This is a genomic window from Streptosporangium becharense (genome assembly GCF_014204985.1).
In the GTDB taxonomy this organism is placed as follows: domain Bacteria; phylum Actinomycetota; class Actinomycetes; order Streptosporangiales; family Streptosporangiaceae; genus Streptosporangium; species Streptosporangium becharense.
In genome coordinates, this window is the sequence record NZ_JACHMP010000001.1 from 438538 (window position 1) to 460949 (window position 22412).

At 72.7% G+C, this 22412-nt stretch carries 22 protein-coding genes; 7 read left to right on the forward strand and 15 right to left on the reverse strand.

Going from position 1 to position 22412, the window contains the following annotated elements:
• Nucleotides 1–2: 2 nt before the first annotated feature.
• The 5 genes from F4562_RS01925 to F4562_RS01945 all read right to left on the reverse strand — a co-directional run bounded on the left by F4562_RS01925 (nt 3) and on the right by F4562_RS01945 (nt 5205).
• The gene (locus F4562_RS01925; protein WP_184540498.1) at nt 3–1190 is read right to left on the reverse strand and encodes a hypothetical protein; all 1188 of its coding nucleotides are present in this window, start codon (nt 1188–1190) and stop codon (nt 3–5) included.
• A gap of 129 nt (nt 1191–1319) precedes the next feature.
• Nucleotides 1320–2081, reverse strand: a complete 762-nt coding sequence (locus tag F4562_RS01930; protein WP_184540500.1) for a 3'-5' exonuclease — start codon at nt 2079–2081, stop codon at nt 1320–1322.
• A gap of 193 nt (nt 2082–2274) precedes the next feature.
• Nucleotides 2275–3492, reverse strand: coding sequence for an aminopeptidase (locus F4562_RS01935; protein ID WP_184540502.1), 1218 nt, complete (start codon nt 3490–3492; stop codon nt 2275–2277).
• Nucleotides 3473–4684, reverse strand: coding sequence for an MFS transporter (locus tag F4562_RS01940; RefSeq protein WP_184540504.1), 1212 nt, complete (start codon nt 4682–4684; stop codon nt 3473–3475). The genes F4562_RS01935 and F4562_RS01940 overlap by 20 nt, the downstream gene beginning before the upstream one ends.
• Complete coding sequence (locus F4562_RS01945) at nt 4681–5205, reverse strand: ArsR/SmtB family transcription factor (RefSeq protein WP_221206596.1); 525 nt, start codon at nt 5203–5205, stop codon at nt 4681–4683. Before F4562_RS01945 ends, F4562_RS01940 begins: the two co-directional genes overlap by 4 nt.
• Nucleotides 5206–5281: 76 nt before the next feature.
• On the opposite strand from F4562_RS01945, the gene F4562_RS01950 reads away from it, so the two are divergent.
• The gene (locus F4562_RS01950; protein WP_184540506.1) at nt 5282–8503 is read left to right on the forward strand and encodes an AfsR/SARP family transcriptional regulator; all 3222 of its coding nucleotides are present in this window, start codon (nt 5282–5284) and stop codon (nt 8501–8503) included.
• Here the strand turns inward: F4562_RS01950 and F4562_RS01955 are convergent.
• Both F4562_RS01955 and F4562_RS01960 read right to left on the reverse strand, forming a co-directional pair.
• On the reverse strand, nt 8491–9792 hold the full coding sequence (locus F4562_RS01955; protein ID WP_311733911.1) for a serine hydrolase domain-containing protein: 1302 nt from the start codon (nt 9790–9792) through the stop codon (nt 8491–8493). The genes F4562_RS01950 and F4562_RS01955 overlap by 13 nt on opposite strands.
• 126 nt (nt 9793–9918) lie before the next feature.
• Complete coding sequence (locus tag F4562_RS01960; RefSeq protein WP_184540510.1) at nt 9919–10638, reverse strand: FadR/GntR family transcriptional regulator; 720 nt, start codon at nt 10636–10638, stop codon at nt 9919–9921.
• A 113-nt stretch (nt 10639–10751) separates the two neighbouring features.
• Here F4562_RS01960 and F4562_RS01965 point away from each other — a divergent pair, with 113 nt between their 5' ends.
• Nucleotides 10752–11876, forward strand: a complete 1125-nt coding sequence (locus F4562_RS01965; RefSeq protein ID WP_184540512.1) for a DUF3500 domain-containing protein — start codon at nt 10752–10754, stop codon at nt 11874–11876.
• Nucleotides 11877–11997: 121 nt separating this feature from the next.
• Nucleotides 11998–12891: a fumarylacetoacetate hydrolase family protein gene (locus F4562_RS01970; protein WP_184540514.1), complete on the forward strand. Its 894-nt coding sequence runs from the start codon at nt 11998–12000 to the stop codon at nt 12889–12891.
• Between the two features lie 165 nt (nt 12892–13056).
• Here F4562_RS01970 and F4562_RS01975 read toward each other — a convergent pair whose 3' ends face one another.
• Nucleotides 13057–13476: a DUF1622 domain-containing protein gene (locus tag F4562_RS01975; protein ID WP_184540516.1), complete on the reverse strand. Its 420-nt coding sequence runs from the start codon at nt 13474–13476 to the stop codon at nt 13057–13059.
• A 64-nt stretch (nt 13477–13540) separates the two neighbouring features.
• A complete protein-coding gene (locus F4562_RS01980; protein WP_311733912.1) occupies nt 13541–14572 on the reverse strand; it encodes an alpha/beta hydrolase family protein in 1032 nt (343 codons plus the stop codon).
• 56 nt (nt 14573–14628) lie between these two features.
• On the opposite strand from F4562_RS01980, the gene F4562_RS01985 reads away from it, so the two are divergent.
• The gene (locus F4562_RS01985) at nt 14629–15243 is read left to right on the forward strand and encodes a GNAT family N-acetyltransferase (RefSeq protein WP_184540518.1); all 615 of its coding nucleotides are present in this window, start codon (nt 14629–14631) and stop codon (nt 15241–15243) included.
• On the forward strand, nt 15240–16103 hold the full coding sequence (locus tag F4562_RS01990) for a PaaX family transcriptional regulator C-terminal domain-containing protein (protein ID WP_184540520.1): 864 nt from the start codon (nt 15240–15242) through the stop codon (nt 16101–16103). Before F4562_RS01985 ends, F4562_RS01990 begins: the two co-directional genes overlap by 4 nt.
• A gap of 142 nt (nt 16104–16245) precedes the next feature.
• Here the strand turns inward: F4562_RS01990 and F4562_RS01995 are convergent, their stop codons facing one another.
• Complete coding sequence (locus F4562_RS01995; protein ID WP_184540521.1) at nt 16246–16977, reverse strand: HAD family hydrolase; 732 nt, start codon at nt 16975–16977, stop codon at nt 16246–16248.
• A 48-nt stretch (nt 16978–17025) separates the two neighbouring features.
• Between F4562_RS01995 and F4562_RS02000 the strand changes: the two genes are divergently transcribed.
• On the forward strand, nt 17026–17511 hold the full coding sequence (locus tag F4562_RS02000) for a GNAT family N-acetyltransferase (protein ID WP_184540522.1): 486 nt from the start codon (nt 17026–17028) through the stop codon (nt 17509–17511).
• Nucleotides 17512–17665: 154 nt separating this feature from the next.
• On the opposite strand, the gene F4562_RS02005 is transcribed toward F4562_RS02000, so the two are convergent.
• Nucleotides 17666–17974, reverse strand: coding sequence for a MiAMP1 family antimicrobial peptide (locus F4562_RS02005; RefSeq protein ID WP_184540523.1), 309 nt, complete (start codon nt 17972–17974; stop codon nt 17666–17668).
• Between the two features lie 173 nt (nt 17975–18147).
• Nucleotides 18148–19005, reverse strand: a complete 858-nt coding sequence (locus F4562_RS02010) for a LysR family transcriptional regulator (RefSeq protein ID WP_184540524.1) — start codon at nt 19003–19005, stop codon at nt 18148–18150.
• Between the two features lie 69 nt (nt 19006–19074).
• On the opposite strand from F4562_RS02010, the gene F4562_RS02015 reads away from it, so the two are divergent.
• The gene (locus tag F4562_RS02015) at nt 19075–20073 is read left to right on the forward strand and encodes an EamA family transporter (protein WP_184540525.1); all 999 of its coding nucleotides are present in this window, start codon (nt 19075–19077) and stop codon (nt 20071–20073) included.
• 190 nt (nt 20074–20263) lie between these two features.
• Here the strand turns inward: F4562_RS02015 and F4562_RS02020 are convergent, their stop codons facing one another.
• The 3 genes from F4562_RS02020 to F4562_RS02030 all read right to left on the reverse strand — a co-directional run bounded on the left by F4562_RS02020 (nt 20264) and on the right by F4562_RS02030 (nt 22412).
• Entirely contained in the window at nt 20264–20536 is a 273-nt protein-coding gene (locus F4562_RS02020; protein WP_184540526.1) for a hypothetical protein, read from the reverse strand.
• Nucleotides 20537–20683: 147 nt separating this feature from the next.
• Nucleotides 20684–21277 carry a DUF6194 family protein gene (locus F4562_RS02025; protein WP_311733913.1) on the reverse strand — a complete coding sequence of 198 codons (594 nt, stop codon included), beginning with the start codon at nt 21275–21277 and terminating at the stop codon, nt 20684–20686.
• Between the two features lie 262 nt (nt 21278–21539).
• The gene (locus F4562_RS02030; RefSeq protein WP_184540527.1) at nt 21540–22412 is read right to left on the reverse strand and encodes an alpha/beta fold hydrolase; all 873 of its coding nucleotides are present in this window, start codon (nt 22410–22412) and stop codon (nt 21540–21542) included.

Consider the following 22412-nt stretch of genomic DNA (forward strand, 5'->3'; position numbering starts at 1 on the left):
GGCTAACGGGCCACGTACGTGACCATCGCCGGATGGTCGACCTGAGTGGCACCGTTGTAGCAGGTGACGTACCGGATTCTCACCAGCGCCGTGGAGATCTCCCAAGGGGCGAACAGGTTGCAGAACTCCGGGCCGTAGCCGAACGCGGTGACCTGGACGCTGTCCCGGTACCCGCTGACGTCGCCGAAGACCACCTGCTTCCTGGCGAGGGCGTACCTGCTGAGCTGCACGGCCCCGGACCGGGAGTTGTAGCTGACCGGGTACGGCGTCGGCACGTAGACACCAGGGGTGTCGGGGGCGTTGTCGAAGGTGTAGGCGAAGCGGTACGACGGGGGCGTCCACATGAGGGCCCGCTCACGGTGGTAGGTCAGGCTCCACCCGGTGTTCAACGGTGCCCCGGTGGCGTCGTGGCAGCGCACCAGGATGCTCTGCGCGGCCGTCGTCGCGTTCCATCCGCCCAGCTTGCAACGCGCCGGTACGGCCGGGTCGGCCGCGGTGACCTGGATGTTCCCGGCGCGGCCCGCCGAACCGAGCCCCGGCAGGGTGACCCGCCACGATCCCGGTCCCGTCCACGGCTCGACGGTGTTCACGGCGGTCGGCGCCGAGGAGTTGAACCCGGCGGCCACGGCGGAGCCGTCCCAGTGCACGTACCCGAACGCCTGGTGGGCGGGCAGGTACTGGGCACTGTGGCCGAAGGTGACGGAGAACCACGAGGCGATCGGGCCCACGCCGTGCCGGTGGCACTGCACCGCCACGATCTCGTCGGCGCCCGACTGCCACCAGTTCTGCACCTGGCACCAGTCGGCGGACTGGGAGATCGCCGTGACGTGGGCGACTCCCCCGGCGGCCATGCCGATCTGCGGGAACTTCACGAACACCTGGCCGGGGCCGCCCGGGGTGGCCTCGACCTTGAGCCCGTCCGGCCACGAACCCGCCTGGCGGCTGAGGTCTACGACGGGGCCGCTGGCGCTGTTCCTGACGACGGCGAACCCCCAGCGGGGCGGCTCGGCCGTGGCGGTCGCGGGGGTCACGGTAGCCGTGGCGGTCACACTGGTCGCGGCGGTTGTGGCGGTCACGCTGGTCGTGACGGTTGTGGCGGCCGCGGGGGTCGTGGCGGTCGCGGTGAGCCCGGTCGCGGCCAGGGCTGTGACGCAGAGCGTCCGTACGATTACTGTCCATAATCGGCGCATGTCATCCTTCGTCCACATCGGAGCGGTGGTCGTGAGAGGGATGGCGCGCGCATGCTCTCCGGCTCTTGCATAACCCGCCGACCGGCCACCGAGAAGGCCCAACTTGGCCGATTCCGCCGCCCGACCGGCTCACCCGCCCCCGTCCGGGTCCGCCCGGCCTGCCGCCATCTCATGGAGCAGCGCCAGCGTGGCCCGGCAGTCGCCGAGTGCCCCGTGCCGGGCGTTCGGCAGCCTGTGCCACCGCCAGTCGCCCCGTTCGACGTTCCACTGCCCGCGGTACCAGCTGTAGACGGTCATGGCGCACTTCCACGGCCTGGCCCGGGTCCACTGTTCGGCGTGCTCGGCCCCGTGGACGCGGGCGACCTCGGCGCGTAGCAGCGGTCCGTCGAACCGGCTGTTGTAGACCACGACGGGCCGCCTCCCCAGGGCCTCGGTCAGCCGGGGGAGGATCTCCGCGAAGACCGGGCGGCCGGCGACGTCCCGGTCGGTGATCCCGTGGATGTCGCTCGCCCGGGGCGGGATCGGCACGCCGGGGTCGACGAGCGTGTCGAGGAGTTCCCGGCCCCGCATGTCGATGACGGCGACCTGGACCACGCGGTCGTGTTCGACGTCCACGCCGGTCGTCTCGGTGTCGAGGATCACCGCGTCGGAGCGGAGCCGCTCGACCGCCCAGGCGGACGCCCGGGCGGCGTACTGTTCGAGGTCGAGCGCCTTGCCGGGGTCGAACAGTTTGACCTCGCGGCGCTCGAACTCGGTGACGGCGACGGGCGGTCCGACCGGTTGCAGGCCCTTCTTCCTGAGCCGCGCGTAGGTGTCGAGGCCCTGCGCCATGGCCTGTTTCCAGGTGATGCGGGGAAGGCCGGGCTGGTCGGCCTCTGGCGAAGATCCCATACGTCGTGATCTAACACTTCGCGTGCGTTCCCAAACGGTACGTGATCCATCTGCAACGTGACGCGGCACGGATCGGCCGGTTCGACGTCCCCGGTGCGCGGCGTGGACGGGCTCCGCGCGTCCAGCCGCGCGCCGGGGGCGACCCGGCCGTGTCAGGGGGCGACCCGGCCGTGTCAGGGGGCACTGGGGTGGTTCAGACCTGCCACTCGTCGTCGCGGAGCAGCTCGATCTCACCGCCGTCGTGCCCGATCCCCGTGACGGTGACGTCGGGGCCGCCCACCATGAAGTCGACGTGCACGCCGGAGACGTTGACCCCGGCCGCCTCCAGCCCGGCGGCGTCCCGGCCGCGCAGGTGCTCGGGCACACCCGGGGGCAGGCCGGCACCCCAGGCCAGGTGGCAGGTGGCGTTCTCGTCCAGCAGGGTCTCCAGGAAGGTGAGGCCGGATCGCCCGACCGGTGACGAGCCGTCGACCAGGGCCAGCTCGCCCAGACGGGCCGCGCCGGCGTCGGTCGCCTGGTGGGTGCGGACCACGTCGGCGCCGGTGCTCGCCCGCACCTGCGTCACCACCCCGCCGGTGAAGGTCAGCTCCAGGTCGCGGATGACGCTCCCGTCGAGCGCGAGCGGCCGCGTCGACCGGACGGTGCCCTCCACCCGGCGGTAGTCGGGGGTGGTGAACACCTCCTCGGTGGGGAGGTTGGCCTGGAAGCGGTGCCCCCGTACGGATTCGAGGCGCGCCGCGGTCCAGTGCGCGTCCGGGAGCAGGCCGACGGTCAGGTCGGTGCCGGGCCCCTCGAACCGGACGGCGTCGAGCCGCATCCCGTTCAGCACCTCCGCGCGGCCCAGCAGCTCGGTGATCCGCTGCTCCCAGGCGGCGCGGGGGTCGGGCCGGTCCAGGCGCAGTATCGGGCGAAGGTGCTCCCACAGGCGGGTCTCGTCCGGTTCGCCGAAGATCGCGCGTGCCCATTCCGCGGTCGGGCAGGGGACCATCGCCCAGCGGACGAGGTTGCCGAGCTGCATCCGCTGCCTCGACGTGAGATACGGCATGCGGTCCAGGCCCGCCCGTACCGGGTCCTGCCCGGCGAGGAGATCCGGCGCCGCGGCGCCGCGGATGTTGAGCAGGACGCCGCAGTGGCGGACCAGGTCCTCGTTGCGCGCGTCCAGCCAGGCCGGGACCTCGCTCAGCGTGGCCGTGTCAGCGTGCCGAACCCGGGACCGCTTCGCGTAGGGGTCGAAGTACCAGATGTCGGCGTAGCGGGCGCCTCGGGCGTACGCCGCCTCGGCCAGAGCGCGGGCGAGCGGGGCGTGCTCGATCTCGGCGTTGATCAGCACCCGGTCGCCGGCGACGACCGGCACGGCGACGTCGAGGACGACATCGGCGTAACCGGCCAGCTCAGCGGTGGGAACGGTCATGACTGCCTCCTTGGGACGATGTCTCGCGGGCCTCGCGGGGAAGGGCCTCGCGGGGAAGGGTTTTTCGAGGAAGGGAGAGGAACAGCAGCGGCGCCAGGGCCGGCACGCAGCCCGCGACCGCGAAACCGTGGGCCAGGCCGGACGACTGCACGACGGCGCCCAGCGCGAGCGCGGCCGTCGTGAACCCGAGGTCGAAGAACGCCGTCGTGGTGGCCACCGCCGAGCCGCGCTGCGTGGCGGGCAGGCCGGTCACCGCCATCGTGAGGAACGCGGGAAGCCCCAGTGCCTGCCCGGCACCGATCACCGCCGCGGCGGCCAGCGCGCCGGCCACGGACGGCCAGGCGACGAGCAGGGCCAGTCCGGCCGCGGTGACCAGCAGGGACACGGTCGCCGTCCTGACGGGGCCGATCCGGTTCGTCCATCGTTGCCCGCCGAGCCGCACGGCGAGCAGCACGCAGCCGTAGAGGAGGAAGTGCGGGCCGCTGCCGCTGCCGCCCAGCGCGGCGACGTGCAGCGGGAGGAAGGCGCTGAAGGCGGTGTATCCCCACACCGACGCCCAGTACGCCAGCCCGGGACGCAGTCCCGCGCGGTGCACGAGCGGCCCGGCCTTCCCCGTGCCGGCGGGACCGCCGGCGTCGTCACCGGCGGCATCACCTGCGACGGCCGGGCCCGCGGGCAGGAACAGGCAGGCCACGAAGGCCACCAGGGCCACGGCTCCGGACAACGCCCACGCCGCCCGCAGACCGGCGACGGAATGGCCGGCCTCGGCGAGCGCCGGTCCGGCCCACAGGCCGGCGTTGACCGCGACGGAGAAGCGGTTGATCGCGGCGCCCGGACGGTCGTGGTCGCCGGCCGCGGCGGCCAGGCCGACGTAGGCCAGGGCCTCCCCCGCTCCTGCGACGGCCCGGCACGCCAGGAACAGCGGCAGCGACTCGGCCGTGAGCACGGCCAAGGAGGTGATCGCCAGCAACGCGGCACCAGTGCAGGCGGCCGCCCTGCGGCCGCGCCGGTCGGCCATCCGGCCGGCCAGGGGGCGGAAGAGGACGGCGCACACGGACGTGATCGCCAGGCAGCCGCCGACCAGGCCCGGCCCCTGGCCGAGCGGACCGGTGACGTACTTGGGGATCGTGGGGATGAGCAGTCCGAGCGACAGGAAGCACAGTCCCGCGCACACCGTCAGCAGGCGGGTCATCGCACGTCGTCGAGTTCCAGCAGGAACGCGGTCATGCTCACCTTGACCCGGTCGCCGGAACGGGGCGGCCCGGCCTTGTCGTGGGCCAGCGCGACCGCCTGCTCGATCAGCCCGACGATCTCCTCCCACACGGCGCGGTCCAGCCATACCTCGGCGTCCATGGACATGCGCTGGAGCCTGGTCTGGGCGAGGCGTCGTGCCAAGTCGGTGGTGAGCGCCTCGTGCATGAGCTGCCGGCCGTCCGCGCGTTCCAGCCGCGCGCCGCTGGAGGGGTCGTAACGGTAGAGCCGGCGGGGCCTGCCCTTGCCGCCCGGGGGCGGCCGCTCGTCCACCTGCTGCAGGAAGCCGGCCTCGGCCAGCTGGCGCAGGTGGTAGCTGGCCGAGGCGTGGGCGATGCCCAGTTCCTCCGCGACCTCCGTGGCCGACATGGCCGTGCCGGTGAGCAGTGACACGATGCGGATCCGGAGCGGGTTCGCCAGCGCGCGCAGCGGCACCAGGTCGCCATCTTTTTCCCAAGACATGTTGGGATTATGACATTCCCAACATGTCTTGGGAAGATCGGGCCGGGGTTCGCCGCCATCTGAGAGACTGCCGGCCATGGCAGATGCGATCGGGCCGTGCCGTGACAGCGGACGGGTACGCGTCGGCGTCCTCGGTTCCCTGACGCTGGACACCGCCACCGGCCCGGCGCGGGTCGGGGGTGCGCGGCTGCGGGCGTTGCTGGCCCGGCTGGCCCTGGACGCCGGGCGTGCCGTCCGGCCGGCGACCCTGGCCGAGGCGCTGTGGGGCGAGGCGGCACCGGCCGACCACCTGCACGCGCTGCAATCGCTGGTCTCCCGGCTGCGGCGCGTCCTGGGCGACCCCGGGCTGCTCACCTCGGGCCCGGCCGGGTACCGGCTGGCCGTCGAGCCGGACGCGGTCGACGCAGTCCGGTTCGAGCGGCTGGCCCGCGCGGGCCGGCGCTCGCACGCGCGGTCCCGGCCCGCCGAGGCCGCCGCCACCCTGCGCGAGGCCCTGAGCCTGTGGCGCGGCCCCGCCCTGGCGGACGTGCGCGAGGCACCGTTCGCCGCCGCCGAGGCCGAACGGCTGGAGCGGGCCCGGTTGGCCGCCCTGGAGGACCGGATCGAAGCCGAGCTGGCGCTGGGTACCGACCTCGACCTGGTCGCCGAGCTCGAGTCGCTGACCGCCGCGCACCCGTTGCGCGAACGGCTGCACGCCCAGCTGATCCGGGCCCTGGCGCGCGACGGCCGCGGCGCCGAGGCACTGGCCGCCTACCAGCGGATCCGCGGCCTGCTGGCGGACGATTTCGGCAGCGACCCCGGACCGCAGCTCCAGCAGGCCCACCTGGCGGTGTTGCGCGGTGAGCTCCCCCGGTCCCGCCGGTCGAACGGCAATCTGGACATCCCGCTCACCAGCTTCGTGGGCCGCGACGACGACGTCCGCCGGGTGGTCGAACTGCTCGGCCGGGTCCGGCTGGTCACCCTGGTCGGCCCCGCAGGGGCGGGCAAGACCCGGCTGGCCGGCACCGTCGGCCGGCGGCTCACGCCGTCCGGCGGGGTGTGGTTCGTCCCGCTGGCCCCGGTCGGCGCGGACGACGTGCCCCGCGTGGTGCTCGACCTGTTGCGGGTGCGCGAGGAGGGCGTGCCGCCGCGGCCCGCCACCCCGCAGGCGGTCTTGGACCACCTGGTGGAGACGCTCGCGGACGATGACCTGGTGCTGGTGCTGGACAACTGCGAGCACGTGATCGAGGCCGTCGCGACGCTCGCCGGGACCCTGCTCGGCCGGTGCCCGGGGCTGCGGGTGCTGGCCACCGGTAGGGAACCCCTGCGGATCGACGGCGAGACCCTGCACCCGGTGCTCCCGCTGGAGCTGCCCGAACCGGGGGCGACGGCCGAGCGGGCCCGCGCCTGCGCGGCGGTCCGGCTGTTCCATGACCGGGCCGCCGCGGTGCGGCCGGGCTTCGCTCCGGAGGGCGGCGCGCTGACGGCGGTGGTGGAGATCTGCCGCCGCCTGGACGGCCTGCCGCTGGCGATCGAGCTGGCCGCGGCACAGCTGCGTGCCCTGCCGGTCGAGACGGTCGCGGCACGGCTGGACGACCGGTTCCGGCTGCTCACCGGCGGCAGCCGCACCGCGCTGCCGCGGCACCGGACCCTGAGCGCCGCGGTGGCCTGGAGCTGGGACCTGCTCGACGCCGACGAGCGAACGCTGCTGGAACGGTTGTCGGTCGTGCCCGGCACCTTCACCGAGGACGCGGCGGAGGCGATCGGCCGGGTGGGCGACGTCCGGGAGCTGCTGGCGGCGTTGGTCGACAAGTCCCTGCTGCACCCGGTGGAGCCCGCCGACCCGCTCGAACCGCGCTACCGCATGCTGGAGACCATCCGGGAGTACGGCCTCGCGCAACTGATCCGGCGCGACGAGGTCGGCGTCGCACGCGGGCGGCACGCCGGGTTCTTCCTTCGGCTGGCCGAGACCGCGGACCGGCACCTGCGCACCTCCGACCAACTGCGCTGGCTGGTCCGCCTGTCCGCGGAACGGGACAACCTGTCGGCCGCGATCCGCTGGGCGGTCGAGTCCGGCGACGCCGACCTGGCGGTCCGGTTCGGCGTCGCACTGTGCTGGTTCTGGTTCCTGCGGGACCACCCGCCGGAGTCGCTGGACCTGCTCGGCCGGGTGCTCCGGGCCCGCGGTTCGACCGAGCCGCGGGCCCGCGCGCTGGTGGTCGCCGCGCACGCGCTCGCCACCACCGAGGCCGTCAGCCGGCCGGACGAGGCGGAGGCGGCCTTCGATCGGATCGGGGAGGCGCTGGAGCACGTCACCCCCGGCGACCACCCCATCGTGGAGATGGCCCGGTTGGCATTCGCCATCGGCTCGGGACGCGATCGAACCGCACCGGACACGCCCGGTCCGCCGGACGAGCGGGCGGACCCCTGGAGCCGGTCGTTGGCTCTGCTGGTGCGAGGCGTGCTGGCCATGAACACCGGGCACGCCACCGAGGCGACGCGGGTGCTGCCACGCGCGCTGGCCGGCTTCGAGGAACTCGGCGAGCGGTGGGGGCTGGCGATCACGCTGAGCACCCTGAGTTCGGCGTTGCGGCGGGCCGGCGAACCGGCCGGTGGGCCCGCGCTGGCCGAGCGGGCCACCCGGTACTTCCGGGAACTCGGCATGCCCGAGCACACGATGGAGAACGAGGTGGCGGACGCGTCGCACCGGGCTCAGGCCGGCGACGTGGACGGCGGGCGGCGGCGGTTGACGGACCTGCTCGACCAGGTCGAGCGGACCGGGTCGGCGGAGTCGCGGGCTCAGGTGCGCCTGGGCCTGGCACGACTGGAGTGGCGGGCCGGCCGGCCGGGGGCGGCCCGCGAACACGCCCGGGCCGGCCTGGCCGAGACGTCACCCGGCCGGTCGACCCCGCACCTGGCCGCGTTACTGCTGGGCGTGCTCGCCCAGGTGGACGCCGCGGAGGGTTTCCCGGACGAGGCGGTACGCCGGCTCGACCACCCGGCGGTGCACCTGACGCTGACCTGGCATACGCCGGTCGCGGCCTCGATCGCGGTCGTGGCCGCCGCGATCGAGCTGCGCCGCGGCCGGCCGGAGCGGGCGGGACGGCTGCTCGGGGCCGCCACCGTGTTGCGGGGCCGGGACGACCCCGGCGACGCCGACGTGCGGATGATCACGCAACGGGCCGCGGCCGCCCTGGGCGACGCCGGGTTCGCGGCCGCGCACGCCGCGGGTGCGGTGATGTCGCGGGCGGAGGCCGAGGACCTGGTGTCGGTGACCGTCACCGCACCCGAGGCTGGCCGCGCCGGTCAGCCGCCGTGAGCCGCGGCCGGCACGGGTTTGCCGAACATGGCGCAGATCACGGAGGTCTGGAGCGCCTGGGCGGCCTTGGCGATCTTCGGGTCGGTCCCGAACTCGGACCAGGACTCCGTCGCGATGAGGACGGTCGCCGTGCGGCCGCCGGTGCGGTCGGCGACGCCGACGGTGAGGTAGCCGGGGAGGCCGCCGTCGTGACCCCAGAACGTGCCGCACGGGGTGGTACCGGTCTGGATGCCCAGCCCGTAGCCGGGCCCGTCCGGCTGCCGCGGGTCCACCGGCACGGTGGTGCGCAGCTGCGCCAGCTGGGCGGCGGGCAGCAGCTTGCCGGACAGCAACGCGGTGGAGAAGCGGGACCAGTCCCGCGTGGTGGACACCACCGCCCCGGCCGCCCCGCCCCACCCGGGGTCGTTGGCGGAGACGTCCACGTGACCGTGGTGGCGTGCCCCGGCGAAGCGTCTGAACTCGGCCGGCACACCCGGTGGCATGCGGGCGGCGTCCGGTTCGTAGCCGTGGGCGTGGGGGCCGCGCCAGGTGGAGTCCGTGGCGTAGTAGGTGTGGTGGAGACCGAGCGGCCGGACGATCCGGTCCCGGACCAGATCGGCCAGGCTCGTCCCGGTGACCCGCTCCAGGACGGCGCCGATCGCGGCGTAGTTGGTGTTGCTGTACGACCATTTCGTGCCCGGCGCGAACAGCGGGTCGTGCTTCACCCCCACGGCGAGCAGCTTCGCCGGGGTCCACCGCCGCCGATCCGTGCCGAGGATCGACGGCCGGACCGCGGCGTCCTCGGTGTAGTCGAACAGGCCGCTGGTGTGGTTCAGCAGCATGCGCAACGTGATCGCCCCGCCGTTGGGCACCTTGCCCGGCAGCCACTTCTCCACCGGGTCGGTCAGGGCGAGCCTGCCCTCGGCGACCAGTTGCAGCACGAGCGTGGCCGTCATGGTCTTGGTGTTGGACCCCATCCGGAACTCGTCCCCCGCCTTGAGCAGGTGATCCCGTCTGGTCCAGGGGGCCTGCGCGACGATCTCGACCGGCCGGCCCCGGCCGTCGTCCACCCGCACGATCACACCGGGTGCTCCAACGGCGACCAGCTTCCGCGCCAACCGCTGTAGCTGAGCGCGCTGCTGCAGCCAGGACGGTTGAGCGCGCTGCGCCTCGGTGCCGCCCCAGGTCGCGGCGGCGCCGCTGCGGGCCGCGGACGGCGTGGCCGCGGCGGCGGCCGGAAACGCCGCGGCCACGGTCAGGCTCACGGCCAGCGCCGAAGCCGTGACCGTGTGCGGCAGACGGGGCCGCACCGCACGATCCGATGAGAAGACACGTTGGGACATCGAGGCGTTCCTCCGGGTGAGTAGGTGACGCGGACGACCTCACCCTCCGGCCCGCCGCTCACAAACCGCACACAGCCCGCACTCAGCCCACTGTCAGCCGGTCGTCATCGCCTCCGGCCCGGCACACCGTGGTGCGGCGTCCCCTCCGTGCGCCAGGACGGCGGCGCGCGTCCGTGCCTCGTCACCGGCCGCGATCGCCTCCACCAGCTCCTCGTGCACCGCGACGCGGCGCTCCAGGTAGTCGCCCGAGGCGGGGGGATCCTCGCTGTCCGCCCGGACGGCGAGATCCGCGACGCAGCGGATCGTCCCGACGTAGACGGCACGCGCCAGCTCGTTGGGGGTGATGTCGGCGATGCGCTCGTGCAACGCCCAGTTCGCCCTCAGGAACGCCTCGACGTCGTCACCGGCGCGCCGCATCCCGTCGACACGCCGCCGCAGCTCCTCGATGTCGCGCTCGTCGCGGTGCCGGGCGGCCTCCAGCGCGATGAGCTCCTCCAGCGCCTCCCGTACGGCGATCGCGTCGGAGACCGTGGTGCCCCCGTGGGGGACCGTCAGCAGGGTGCGCCGCAGACGCACCACGGGGTTGGACTGGGCGACGAACAGGCCTCCCCCACGCCCGGGTCGCACCTCCACCGAACCCCGCTCCGAGAGCAGGCGGGCGGTCTCGCCGATGGTGGCACGCCCGTAGCCGGTCTGGGCACGGAGCTCCTCCATGGTCGCGATCCGGTCACCCGGTTTCAGGCGGCGGTCTGTGACCAGCTGCTCGATGTCGGTGGCGAGCTGCTGGGCACGCGCCGGCGGCTTGGAAAACACCCGAACCATTCTAGTGATTACTTGACACTCGCGGCTCCCCACTGCACCATTCCTGAAACACCCGAACCATCCGGGTGATTTTCTGATCGGAGTGCCATGCGGGTGACGGGTCGATGAGCGGCGACGAGGCGACGCTGCACCACGCGCCGGCGCACCGGCCGGTGGACGGGGACTTCAACGTCACCCTGGTGACGTTCGCCGCGATGGCGCTGTTCGACCAGTTCGACGCCGAGCAGCGGGCACGTGTCGTCGTCCCGTTCGACGACGACAACCGCAGGCACTGGAACTTCCTCCCCGAGTCGGGACGTCGCGGCGTTCCGCTGCGCGACATGACGAACGCCCAGCGCTACCTCGCCCACCGGCTGATCGCCCAGTGCATGTCCGTCGAGGGGTACGCGAAGGCCGTCCAGGTCATGTCGCTGGAGCATGTGCTGCGCGAGCTCAACGCCCCGGTGTTCGGGCACGTCGCCGCCCACTTCCGCGACCCGGAAGGTTACTTCCTCACCTTCTTCGGCCAGCCGCAGCCCGACAGCGACTGGGGCTGGCGGCTGGTGGGGCACCACCTGTCGCTGAACTTCACCGTGGCCGGACAGGACCGGCTGGCCGCGACGCCCCTCCTCCTCGGTTCGGAACCGGCCGGGATCGGCCCGTTCCGCATCCTCGGCGAGGAGGAGGACCTCGGGTTCTCGCTGCTCGCGGCGCTGGACCCGGCCCAGGTCGAGCGGGCCACAATCCACCCGGTGCCGCCGCCCGACTTCGCGACCCGGTGCGTACCGGTCATCGGCGAGGAGGAGTGGCCCGACGTCCACGGGGTGGGCAGACGGGACGCGATGATCACCGACGCCGACCGCCGTGCTCTGCGTTACGTCCGGGGGAACCCCCGGGGCCTGGCCCGCACCCGGATGAACCCGGCCCAGCAGAGGGCGTTCGACCTCCTCGTCGAGGCATTCCTGAACCGGTTGAAACCCGACCAGGCCGGCCGCGAGATGGACCGGATCAGGAAGGCGGGACACGACGAACTGCACTTCGTCTGGGCCGGAGCGCACGACATCGCACGGCCGCACTACTTCCGGATCGAAGGCCCGGTCACCCTCATCGAGTTCGACAACACCGAGGACGACGCCGATCACGTGCACTGCGTGTGGCGCGACCCCGGCAACGACTTCGGCGCCGACATCCTGGCCGAGCACCGCGCCGCCCAGCACGGGCCGGCCCCGGAGACGTCCGGCGACGAGTGAGGACGGGGACACGCGACGCCTCTTCTTCCCGCGGTCCGTCCTCACGCCGAGAAACCACCCGAAGGGTCAGGCCCTTCTCGCCGCCGTCCGGCGGCGGGCCGAGAGAAACAAGGGGAATCACATGTCCGTGTCCGGTCACCCGGCCCGCACCGACCGACGATCCGGCGGGTACCCGGCAGCCGGGGTACGCGTGGTCGGCTACCGCGAGGACGGCCGGACGATGGCCGGCGGCCTCACGCCCGGCGGCGAGGTGGTCCCGATCGCCGACGTCGAGGCGTTCTGGAACGACCCCGAGGCCGCGATGGCCTCCATGCCCGGCTCCGGCGGCACGGCACGGCCGGTCGAGGCCCTGGAGCTGGTGCCTCCGGTCCGGCCGGCGGCCCGCGTGCTGTGCGTCGGCCTCAACTACCGCGACCACGCCGCCGAGGGGCCGTTCGAGGTGCCGGACCACCCCGCGATCTTCGCCCGCTGGACGGCGTCGCTGAACGTGTCCGGCGGCACCGTGGCCGTCCCCCCGGGCGAGCCGGGGCTCGACTGGGAGGGCGAACTGCTCGCCGTGGTCGGCCGCAGGCTGCACCGGGCCGACGAGGAGACCGCGCTCGCCGGGGTGTTCGGTTACGCGCCGTTCAACGACATCACCGCCCGGCGGGCACAACGCCGGTCGACGCAGTGGACCCTGGGCAAGAACGTCGACGGCAGCGGAGTCCTCGGCCCGATCACGCCCGCCGCCGGGGTCGGCGATCCCGCGGCGGGCTGGTCGCTGCGCACCCTCGTCAACGGCGAGGTCATGCAGGAGGGCTCGACCGCTGACATGATCTTCTCCGTGGGCGCCGTCCTGTCCGCGATCTCCGCGGTGTTCACGCTCCAGCCCGGCGACCTGCTCGCCACCGGCACCCCGAAGGGCGTCGGGTACGCCCGCACCCCGGCGGTCTTCCTGCAGCCCGGCGACCGGGTCGACGTCGAGATCGAGCACCTCGGCACGGCCTGGGCACGCGTCGTCCCCGGCGAGTCCTGACCGCGCGAACGCGAACGTCTCTACCTCGACGGGCGGTGCGCGGCCGAGGCGCCGCCTGGCCGCGCGCGAACGCGGACGTTTCCCCCGGCCGATCAGCCGCCGCACCGGCTCACACCGGCCGGGACCGGGGGCGGCGGGTCGCGGTACGACACGTCCGCCCGGTCGTCACCCCTCCCCGTCCCGGCCGCCGTCCCCGGCGGTTCGCGCCTCCCGGTCCGCCGGGCGACGGTGGGCGTCCTGGATCGAGCGGCCCTCGCGTTCGATCTCCTTGTTGAGGAAGAAGTTCAACGCCGTACGGATGGCCGCGATCGCCGCCAGCTGCCCGATCTGCTGGAAGGACGGCGCGATGGCCGTGCGCAGCACGTCGCCGGCCAGTTGGAACTCCAGACCCAGCGCCAGGAAGCGTCCGAGGAGCAGGCGCACGGCGATGAAGTCCTCCGCGCTCCGCCGCACCGCCACCAGCAGGAACCGTACGAAGGCCACGCCCGCGCCGAGGACGATGACGATCGCACCTGCGGCCTCGACCAGGCGGACGAAGAAGTCGACGGCCTCACGCAGGGCCGATTCGGAAAGCAGATCGGGCATGTGCTGGCGCTACCCGTGAACGGGGGACTCACGCCGGGGGCACCGCGGGCACGCGTCCCCGGGATCACTCGCGTCCGTCGTCCGCGGGCAGTCGCGCGAGGAAGTCACGCTGGGCCTCCAGGTATCCGTCGGCGAAGACGCGGCGTGGGGCCATGACGCCGACGATCGTCCCCCAGACGGCGTCGTCCTCGACGTCCGTGCGGGCCAGGGAGTGGGCGGCGCCGGGGAACCTGCGCACGGTCAGGGCGTCGCCGAGCAGGTCGCGGTAGGTCCTCTCGGTCTCGTCGGCGTCGACGTTGCGGTCGTCCTCCCCCAGGAGCAGCAGGGTCGGGACGCCGCGCCGGCCCATGGCGGTGAGGTCGGCGGTGGCGTCGGCGCGGAAGTTGCGCATGACGAACCCCCATCTGGCCTCGGTCATGGGGTGCGTCTCAAGGGTCGCGGCGCGATACTCCCGCCAGGAGGCACCGCGTTCGAGAAGCTCACGCGTGCGGTCGGCGGCCGCCACGGCGGCGGCGCGTCCGGCCGCGTCCACACCGTCGTGCTCCAGCTCCGCGAGGAGGTTGTAGCGTCCCTGGCGCAACCAGTTCACCGCGGGCGAGGCGGCGATCACGAAGGTGACGTCGTCGCGTCCGGCGGCCACGCCCGGGACCACCCAGCCGCCCTGGCTGGCTCCCCACAGGCCGATGCGCCGCCGATCGATCCCCGGCCGGCGGGCGGCCCAGTCCACCGCCGCCCCGACCTCGCGAGCACGATCGCCGAGCGACTGGTGGAGCCAGTTCCCCGTGGACGCGCCGACGCCGGCCTTGCTCCAGGACAGCGAGGCGTACCCGGCGGCGGCCAGGCTCTCCCAGATCGGCCGGTAGAACCCGGCGGCGGTCGCGTCGACGGGCCCGTCGCCGTGCACGAAGACCACCAGGCCCGCGGGCCGGGGACCCGGTTCCGGGGGCGTCGCGAGGATCCCGTCCAGCACACCGCCGTCGAAGGGGATCGACACGCGCTCCTCACGCAACGCGTAGTCGTTCGCGACGAGCACCCAGCCACCGCCCGTGAGCAGCACCGCCACCACCGCCACGATCACCGTGGCGAAGCGTCTCACCCGAGATTTACCTATCGAATTGCTCACGATCGTACGGTAATCGATAGAATCGAGCGGTGAGCACACATGCTGATCCGCAGATCGTCGAAGGCGTCCCCCCTGAGGGGCGAGAAGAGGTGGCGGCCCTGTACTGGGAGGCGTTCGGCGGCAAACTCGGCCACGCGCTCGGGCCGCGGCGGCACGCGGTGGCGTTCGTGGCCGCGCGGCTGACCACCGACCGGTTCGTGTGCGCCGTGCGCGACGGCGAGGTCGTCGGAGCGCTGGGATACCAGCTGGCGGGCCGTTCGGCGATCGACCTGACGTACGCGGCGCTCGCACGGCACTACTCGTGGTGGAGCGCCCCGTGGCGCCTCTCCCTCCTCCTGCCGCTGCACCGCGCACCCCGCAGGCACGAACTGCTGCTCGACGGCGTCGCCGTCAGCCCCGCGGCACGCGGCACCGGCATCGGCACCCTCCTGCTCCGGCGGGCCCTCGACGTCGGCCGGCGCCACCGCAAACGGCTGGTGCGCCTGAGCGTCGTCGACACCAACCCTCGCGCACGGGCGCTCTACGAACGCCTCGGATTCGTCGCGCGGAAGACCACGGACGTCGGCATGCTCGGCGAGCTCTACGGTTTCCGCAGGGTCACGGACATGGAACTCCCCATCGCACCCGCCGAGCCCGCCCGATGACCGCCCCCGCGCCGATCGCGCCGCGCACGGTGGTCGAGGCGTGCTTCGACTCGGCCGGCGTGGCGGACCTCGGCCACGTCTACGACGTCGCCGCGGCCGTCGGCCTCGACGACCAGCCCGTCCGCCTCGCCGTCCGCAGGCTCGTCACGGCGGGCCTCGCCGTCCAGGAGGGCCGCGGGCGGCGCGGAACCCTGAGGCTGTCCGCCGAGGCGCTGCGCCGGGAGCGGAACGACACCCGGTTCGTCGCGTTCGCCTACCGGCAGGACGCCGGACTGGCCCCCTGGGACAGCCGGTGGCGCCTGTACTCGTTCTCGATCCCCGAGAGCCGGCGTGCCCGGCGCGACTCCCTGCGCGCGGCCCTCGGGCGCCTCGGTGCGGCCGCCGTCGCACCTGCCCTGTACCTCAGCCCCCACGACCTGCGGGACGCGCTCGCCGCCGAGGGCGTGCACCCCGGAACACTCGACGACCTGATCGTGGCGACGACCGACGACCTGCGCCTCGGCAGAACCCACGATCCACGCGCCATCGCGGAGAGGTTGTGGCCGTCCCCGCCCGTCGAGGACGCCTACCGCGCACTCGACGCGACCATCAGCGGCACCGCGGAGCGACGGACGCGTGCCGCCGCCGCCGGAACCGGCGGCGCCGCCCTGCGCACGGCCCTCGCCCTGGAACTGGCCCAGGCGTTCACCCGGGCCCTCGACCTCGACCCCCTCCTGCCCGCCGAACTGCGGCCGGCGGACTGGTCGCCGCCGGCCACCCGCGACCGGTTCCGCCGCGCCTGGCTCGACCTGGCCGCCGTCTCCCCCGACCTCGCCGTCTTCCGCGCTTACCGTCTCGACGAACGGGAACCGCCGGTGTGAGCGGCCACGGGGAAGCCGCGGCGGTTCCCTGACATGCCGCGTTGATGTCCACCACCGCTTCCGCCTCCTCCATTCCCTGTCCCGGTGGGTCCTTGTGGATGTCTCCGCCTGCCGGGAGCAGGATGCGGTCCCTCCGCGCCGGTCAGGCGTTCGTGCGTGACAGGTGGCCGGGGAGGTCGGTCAGCCGTTCGATGCGGAGCACCGTCTCGTCCGCCGTCGGCGACGGCCCGCCGGTGACGAAGTCGATACCGCGGTCCAGCCAGATGCCGGTGAGCCCGGCGAGGGCGGCCTCGTTCACGTCGCTCTCCAGCATGTCGCCCACGTTGACCGCCCGCGCGGGGTCCGTCCGCATCCACCGGCAGGCGGCGGCGTAGGCGGCGGGCTTGGCCGCGCCGAGCTCGGTCGGGGTCAGGACGGCTTCGAAGTATTCGAGGAGGCCGAAGCGGGCGAGCTTGGCGCGCTGCTGCCCTGGGTCCCCGTTGGTGAGGACAGCCAGACGCGGTCCTCGGGGAAGCCGTTTCAGGCTCTCAAGACATGGCTGGACGTCGGGATAGCACTGCCAGTACTCCTCGAACACGGTGAGGTAGCGCTCGGCGATCCAGGCGTCCAGAAGATCGGGACTTTCCGGAACCGGCTCGCCGAGCATCGGCAGGAAGGAACGGAGCCTGCGTCGGTGGTGCTCGGCGAAGGAGCACTGACCGGTCAGGTATTCCCGCATGTGGCGTGCCTCCAGCGTCCACCACAGCGTCACCAGCTCCTCCGGTGGAGCCGTCGCGTTCGGCGCGGCCCGGACGATCTGACCGATCGTTTCCATGACCGCGCTTCGATGATCGACCAGGGTGCCGTCCAGATCGAAGAAAACCACATCCGTCACAGCATGATCATCTCGTGATACCTGTCCATGGTTCGATACTTTTGCGCCATGGAGATCAGGGATTTCACCGACGACGACTGGGATCGGGTGTGGCCGATCGTGCGCGACGTCGTACGGGCCCGGGAGACCTTCACCTACGACCCGGACATGACCTCCACGCAGGCGCGCCGGACGTGGGTGGTCGCGCCGCCGGGACGCACGGTCGTCGCGGTCGACGGCGACCGGCTCCTCGGCACCGCGCACATGCAGACCAACCGTCCGGGGCCGGGGTCGCACGTGTCCACCGCGAGTTTCATGGTCGCCGCGGACGCCAGGGGCCGGGGAGTGGGCACCGCGCTGTGCGCTTTCGCCCTGGACTGGGCCCGGGAACGCGGGTACGCGGGGATGCAGTTCAACGCCGTGGCCGAGTCCAACACGACGGCGGTACGGCTGTACGAGAAGCTGGGGTTCACCGTCGTCGGCACGGTCCCGGGGGCTTTCGCGCATCCCACACTGGGCCGGGTGGGCCTGCACGTCATGTACTGCGCTTTCTGAGCGATGCACTACGCGTTCCGGATGAGGTGTGAGGTACGCGGAGGGCCCCCTCGGCGGTCGCCGAGGGGGCCTGATGTGCGAGGACACCGTGGGGGCCGGTGTCGTGCCGGGCTTGCGGTCTGCCGCTACCCGGCATCGCCCTTGCGGGCCGGGATCAGCACTCGATGAAGATGCTCTGCCAGCCGACGGGGGTCCGCTGCTCGGCGTTGTTGTTGGAGGGGAGCCGGAAGTGCATCACACCGTGCGCGTTGGGCTGGTTGTACATGCGTCCGGACTGGCCGTCGCCGTACCACTTGTAGGACCCGTGGTAGGGGATGTTGGACGGCCCGCACGCGTCGATGAGGACGGACCGGCCGGTGAAGCCGGGGCCCTCGTAGGCGATGTACTGCGAGGCGTAGGCGGCACCGGTGGTGAGCGCGAAGATCCCGGCCGTCAGGGCGGGGACGAGGAAGATTCTCTTCATGACCACAGAGAGTAAATGAACAGCTACTTACCGTGACGACAGGTTGTGGTTACCCTCCTCCCCCGGTACCGCGTGACGTCCCATCTCCCCGGCCGGGCGTGGCTGCTTCCGGCTCTGCGGCCCCCGGGCCGCCCGGCGCCGCCGCAGAGCCGTGAGGCCACGCGGCTGCGCGACTACGCGGTCTGGTAGGCCCGGCGTGCCAGGCGCAGGAACGCCTCGGAGCGGGCGGGCGGATCGTTCCTCCACCAGGCCAGCCACACCGAGACCGGCGGTGCGTCGCGGACGCGCCGGTAGACGACACCGGGCCGCGGATGCTGCGCGACGGTGGCCTCGGCGGTCATGCCGACCGCCTGCCCGGCCGCGATGAGGGTGAGCCATTCGTCGACGCCGTGGGTGGCCCGGGTGGCGGCGGGTGCGGCGTCCGCGGGCCACAGGTCCGGGGTGGTCGTCCCCGTCTGGCTGTCGACGGCGACGGTGCGGGCGGCGAAGTCGGCCAGGCGCACCGACCGGCGCCGGGCCAGCCGATCGTCGGCGGCGACCACGGCGTAGCGGGCCTCCGTTCCGATCAGGGCGGTGGCGAAACGGACGTCGGCGAGGGACCGACGGACGACCGCCAGCTCGCAGGTGCCCTCGTTGAGCCCGGCGGTCGGCGTGTTGGACTGCACCAGCACCAGGGGCAGCTGAGGGTGCTCGGCCGCCCACCTGCGTTGCAGGTCCGTGGTGTGCCGGCCGAGCGCCGACCAGGCGTAACCGACGCGCAGCTCACCGCCGGCACCGACGGCGGCCCGCCGGAACAGCGAGACGTCGGCGATGGCGCGGCGCGCGTGCGCGAGAGCGCGCTCACCGGCCGGGGTGAGCGCGACGTGACGTGACGAGCGGTCCAGCAGGCGTACCCCGAGCACGTTCTCCAGCGCCGCGACTGAGCGAGACACCGACGCCTGCGAGAGTTTCAGCTCGATCGCGGCATCGGTGAAGGTGCCGTGGTCGACGACGGCGACCAGAGCACGCAGATGGCGGAGCTCGGCATCCATACGCCCATCGTATAGATGCCGCACCACTGTCATTTTTCACCGCGTGCCGGGGTCGTGAGACTGGCGTTCATGAGTGCTCCCTCCTCCCTCCCGACGACCCTCCCGTCGGCCGCCGCCGTCCCGCAGGCCGGCGTGCGGACGGCCTTCTCCCCCGGCGCCGGGGCGGTCGCCTCCCCAGGCACGGGAGCGGCCTCCTCCCCCGGCGAGAGGACGGCCGCCTCTCCAGAAGGGCGGACGCGCCGCTCCCCGCTGGCCGGGATCGCGACGATGATCGCCAGCGGGACCGCGAACCAGGTCGGCGCGGCGGCCGGAGCACACGCCTTCCCCACGATCGGCCCCGCGGGTGTGGTCGCGGTCCGGCAGTTCGTCGCCGCCGCGGTCCTGTTCCCGATCGCCCGGCCGCCGCTGCGCCGCTTCACCTGGGCCCAGTGGTGGCCCACCCTGCTGCTGGGGACGGTCTTCGCCGCGATGAACCTGTGCCTGTACGTCGCGATCGAACGCATCGGCCTGGGCCTGGCGGTGACCCTGGAGTTCCTGGGTCCCCTGGCCGTCGCCCTCGCCGGCTCCCGGGGCAGGCGCGACCTGCTGTGCGCGCTCGGCGCGGGCATCGGGGTGTACGTCCTGGTCCTGCCCGGTCCCTCCAGTGACTACGTCGGCTTGGGACTGGCGCTGGCCGCCGCCGGATGCTGGGCGTCCTACATCCTGCTCAACCGGCTGGTGGGCACCCGCCTCCCCGGCCTGCAGGCGCCGGCCACCGCCGCGCTGGTCGCGGCCCTGGCCAATGTTCCCGTCGCCGCGGCGCTCCTCGCACAGGGCCGCTTCACCGGCGCCGCGCTGCTGTACGCGGGCCTGGCCGGTCTCCTCAGCTCCGTGGTCCCCTACGCCGCCGACCTCGTCGTCCTGCGTCACGTGTCCGCGCGCTTCTTCGGGGTGTTCATGAGCGTCAACCCGGTCCTGGCCGCCCTCTGCGGCACGCTCCTCCTCGGCCAGGCGCTCGCCCCGAACGAATGGCTTGGCATCGCGGTCATCGTCGTCGTCAATGCCGTCGCCGTCGCCGCGAAAGAATGAAGAAGGCTTCCCGGCGTCGCTCGTGTTCCCCCGAACGCCGCCCAGGTTCAAAGTTTGGAAAAAAAGCTTCACTGGAATTGCTCGGTGAATGCCGATTTCTTCATCGGCATTCACCGAGCGGAGGGTCCCGGCGGTGTCGGTGGGATGCCCGCCCTTCCCACGGCGTCACCGCCGGGACCCGGGACGGATCTCAGACGCCGAGGCAGCCGACGACCTGCTCCACCGGCAGCCCGGTGAGGTCGGCGATCATCTGCACAGCGGTGTCCAGGTTGATCAGGCCGAGGTCGACCAGCGCGAGGATCGGGCCGGCGACCGCGGCGACGGTCGAGCACGCATCCTGCTGAACCGCAGGAGCGGTGGCGCCCACCGAGGCCGCGCTGGCGGCGGCGGGGACGCCGACGACGGCCAGGCCGAGAACGGCGATGGCGGCGGTGCGGGTGAGAACAGACCGGAGGTGAATCATGAGAGCCCCTTTCTAAGGCCCGATGACTTCCCTCGCCGATTCAATTCTTATTTCATGGGCCGAGCGATGCAAGCCGGATTTCCCCTGATAACCACCCGGCATGCCATGACGCGATATTTCCGTCTAAATGCTTACATATCGCCAAGATTACATAAGCTGATCATCGGCCGCCTTCTCCGGGTGCGGCGTGCGGTCGGCGCGGTGCGGCCGATGGCGACGGGCGGCGCGGGCGTGCGCGCGGGTGAGGAGGGACTGCGCCTGCGCGGCCGTGGCCTCGCCCGGGTTCACAATCGAGACCCATGCCTGGACGGCGTACACCGGATGTGGCATGAGCCGGTCTGTGGCGCTGTAGTCGAAACGCGTGTGGTGGTCGGCGTGCGCGGCGGGCGGGTAGCCGACGAGCTCCTGGAACTCGGTGCGGCCGACGGCGATGTTCAGTCTGAACACGCCGGGGCGGTCGAGGTTCGAGGCGGTGTCGAACCCCGCGTAGTCCTTGGTGACGATCGTGGCGAACGGGAACCGGCGGTCGGCGGGCAGGTCGCCCTCCGGGTCGTAGGAGAAGAACGTGTCACCCCACGCCACCTCGGGCGATCCGTCGCCTTCGCTCGCCGTGACCGCGACGACACCGGGCAGGCCGGTCACGAATCGGATGATGTCATCCTCCGTCATCCGGAGGGGCCCGGCCGGTGAGGGGATGCCGGTCTTCTCAGGCACGCCGACGACGGCGTCAGAGTTATCCATGGCTTCAATTTTATCTTTCAACTCCTTTTTGGGAGTTTCACTGATTATCCACGGATAATTCCTGGTGGCCGGAAGACAACCTTCAAATCGGCAGGTGAAGCCGGGGCGGCCGGGTCGCAGGCGTGGGCACCGGGTCGCAACGACTCATGCGGCAGCGGTGCGCTCCCCCGCGACCTGGCCGTCGGTGATCCGCTTCCTGCCCGACGACATCGGGCTCGGCCTCCCTCCCCGGCCCGGAAGCACGCCGCCGTGAGCCGCGGCCCTACTCGGCCAGGACCTGGCGCAACGTGACGGCGAAGGCGTCCGGGTCTCCCTTCACGCCGAACTCGCCGTCGAGGAAACCACCGTGGTGGCTGGGGAAGATCACCGGTTTCACACCGAGCCGTTCGGCGACCGCCACACCTGCGCGGTAGGCCATCGTCTCCTCCGACTCGGCTCCGACCCCGATGACGATCCGGGTCGACGCGCCACGCAGCGCGTCGAAGTCGTGTTCGTAATGCGTGCAGGTCGTGAGGTTCTGACCGAACAGCGCGTCGTCACGGGAGCCGTCGTCCTCCGCCGGCAGTCCGAAGGCCCCCGGGTCCTGAACGGGCCGATCGGCGAAGTCGGCCGGAACCTCTCCGCGCAGGCTGGTGATCGCGATGAATTTCACCATCGCCGGTCCGAAGCCGTCCCGCTCGTACGTGCGGCGGATGTCGGCCACCGCGGCCAGAGCCCGCTCCCGGTCCGGCAGAACCTGGATGGCCGGCGGCTCGTGCGCCACGAGCGTGCGCACCTGCCCCGATTCCGGATGCCGGGCCACCAGCGCCAGCGCGTTGACGGCGCCACCGCTGCTGGCGAAGATGTCCACCGGACCGCCGCCGAGAGCGTCGATCAGCCGGTGCAGGTCGTCCGCATGCTGGTCGGGGGTCGACTCGCCGGCCCCGTCGGTCCGCCTGCTCCGCCCCACCCCGCGCGGGTCGTAGGTCACCACCGTACGGTCCCGGAAGCGCTCGGCCAGGGAGGCGAACCCGCCGGCCTCCATCGGCGATCCGATCATCAGCAGGGTCGGCGCGGTGCTCGCCTCGGCCTGCCGTACGTCGTAGCGGACGACGCAGCCGGGCACCTCAAGGGTGTGGGTTGTGGACTCGGCCAT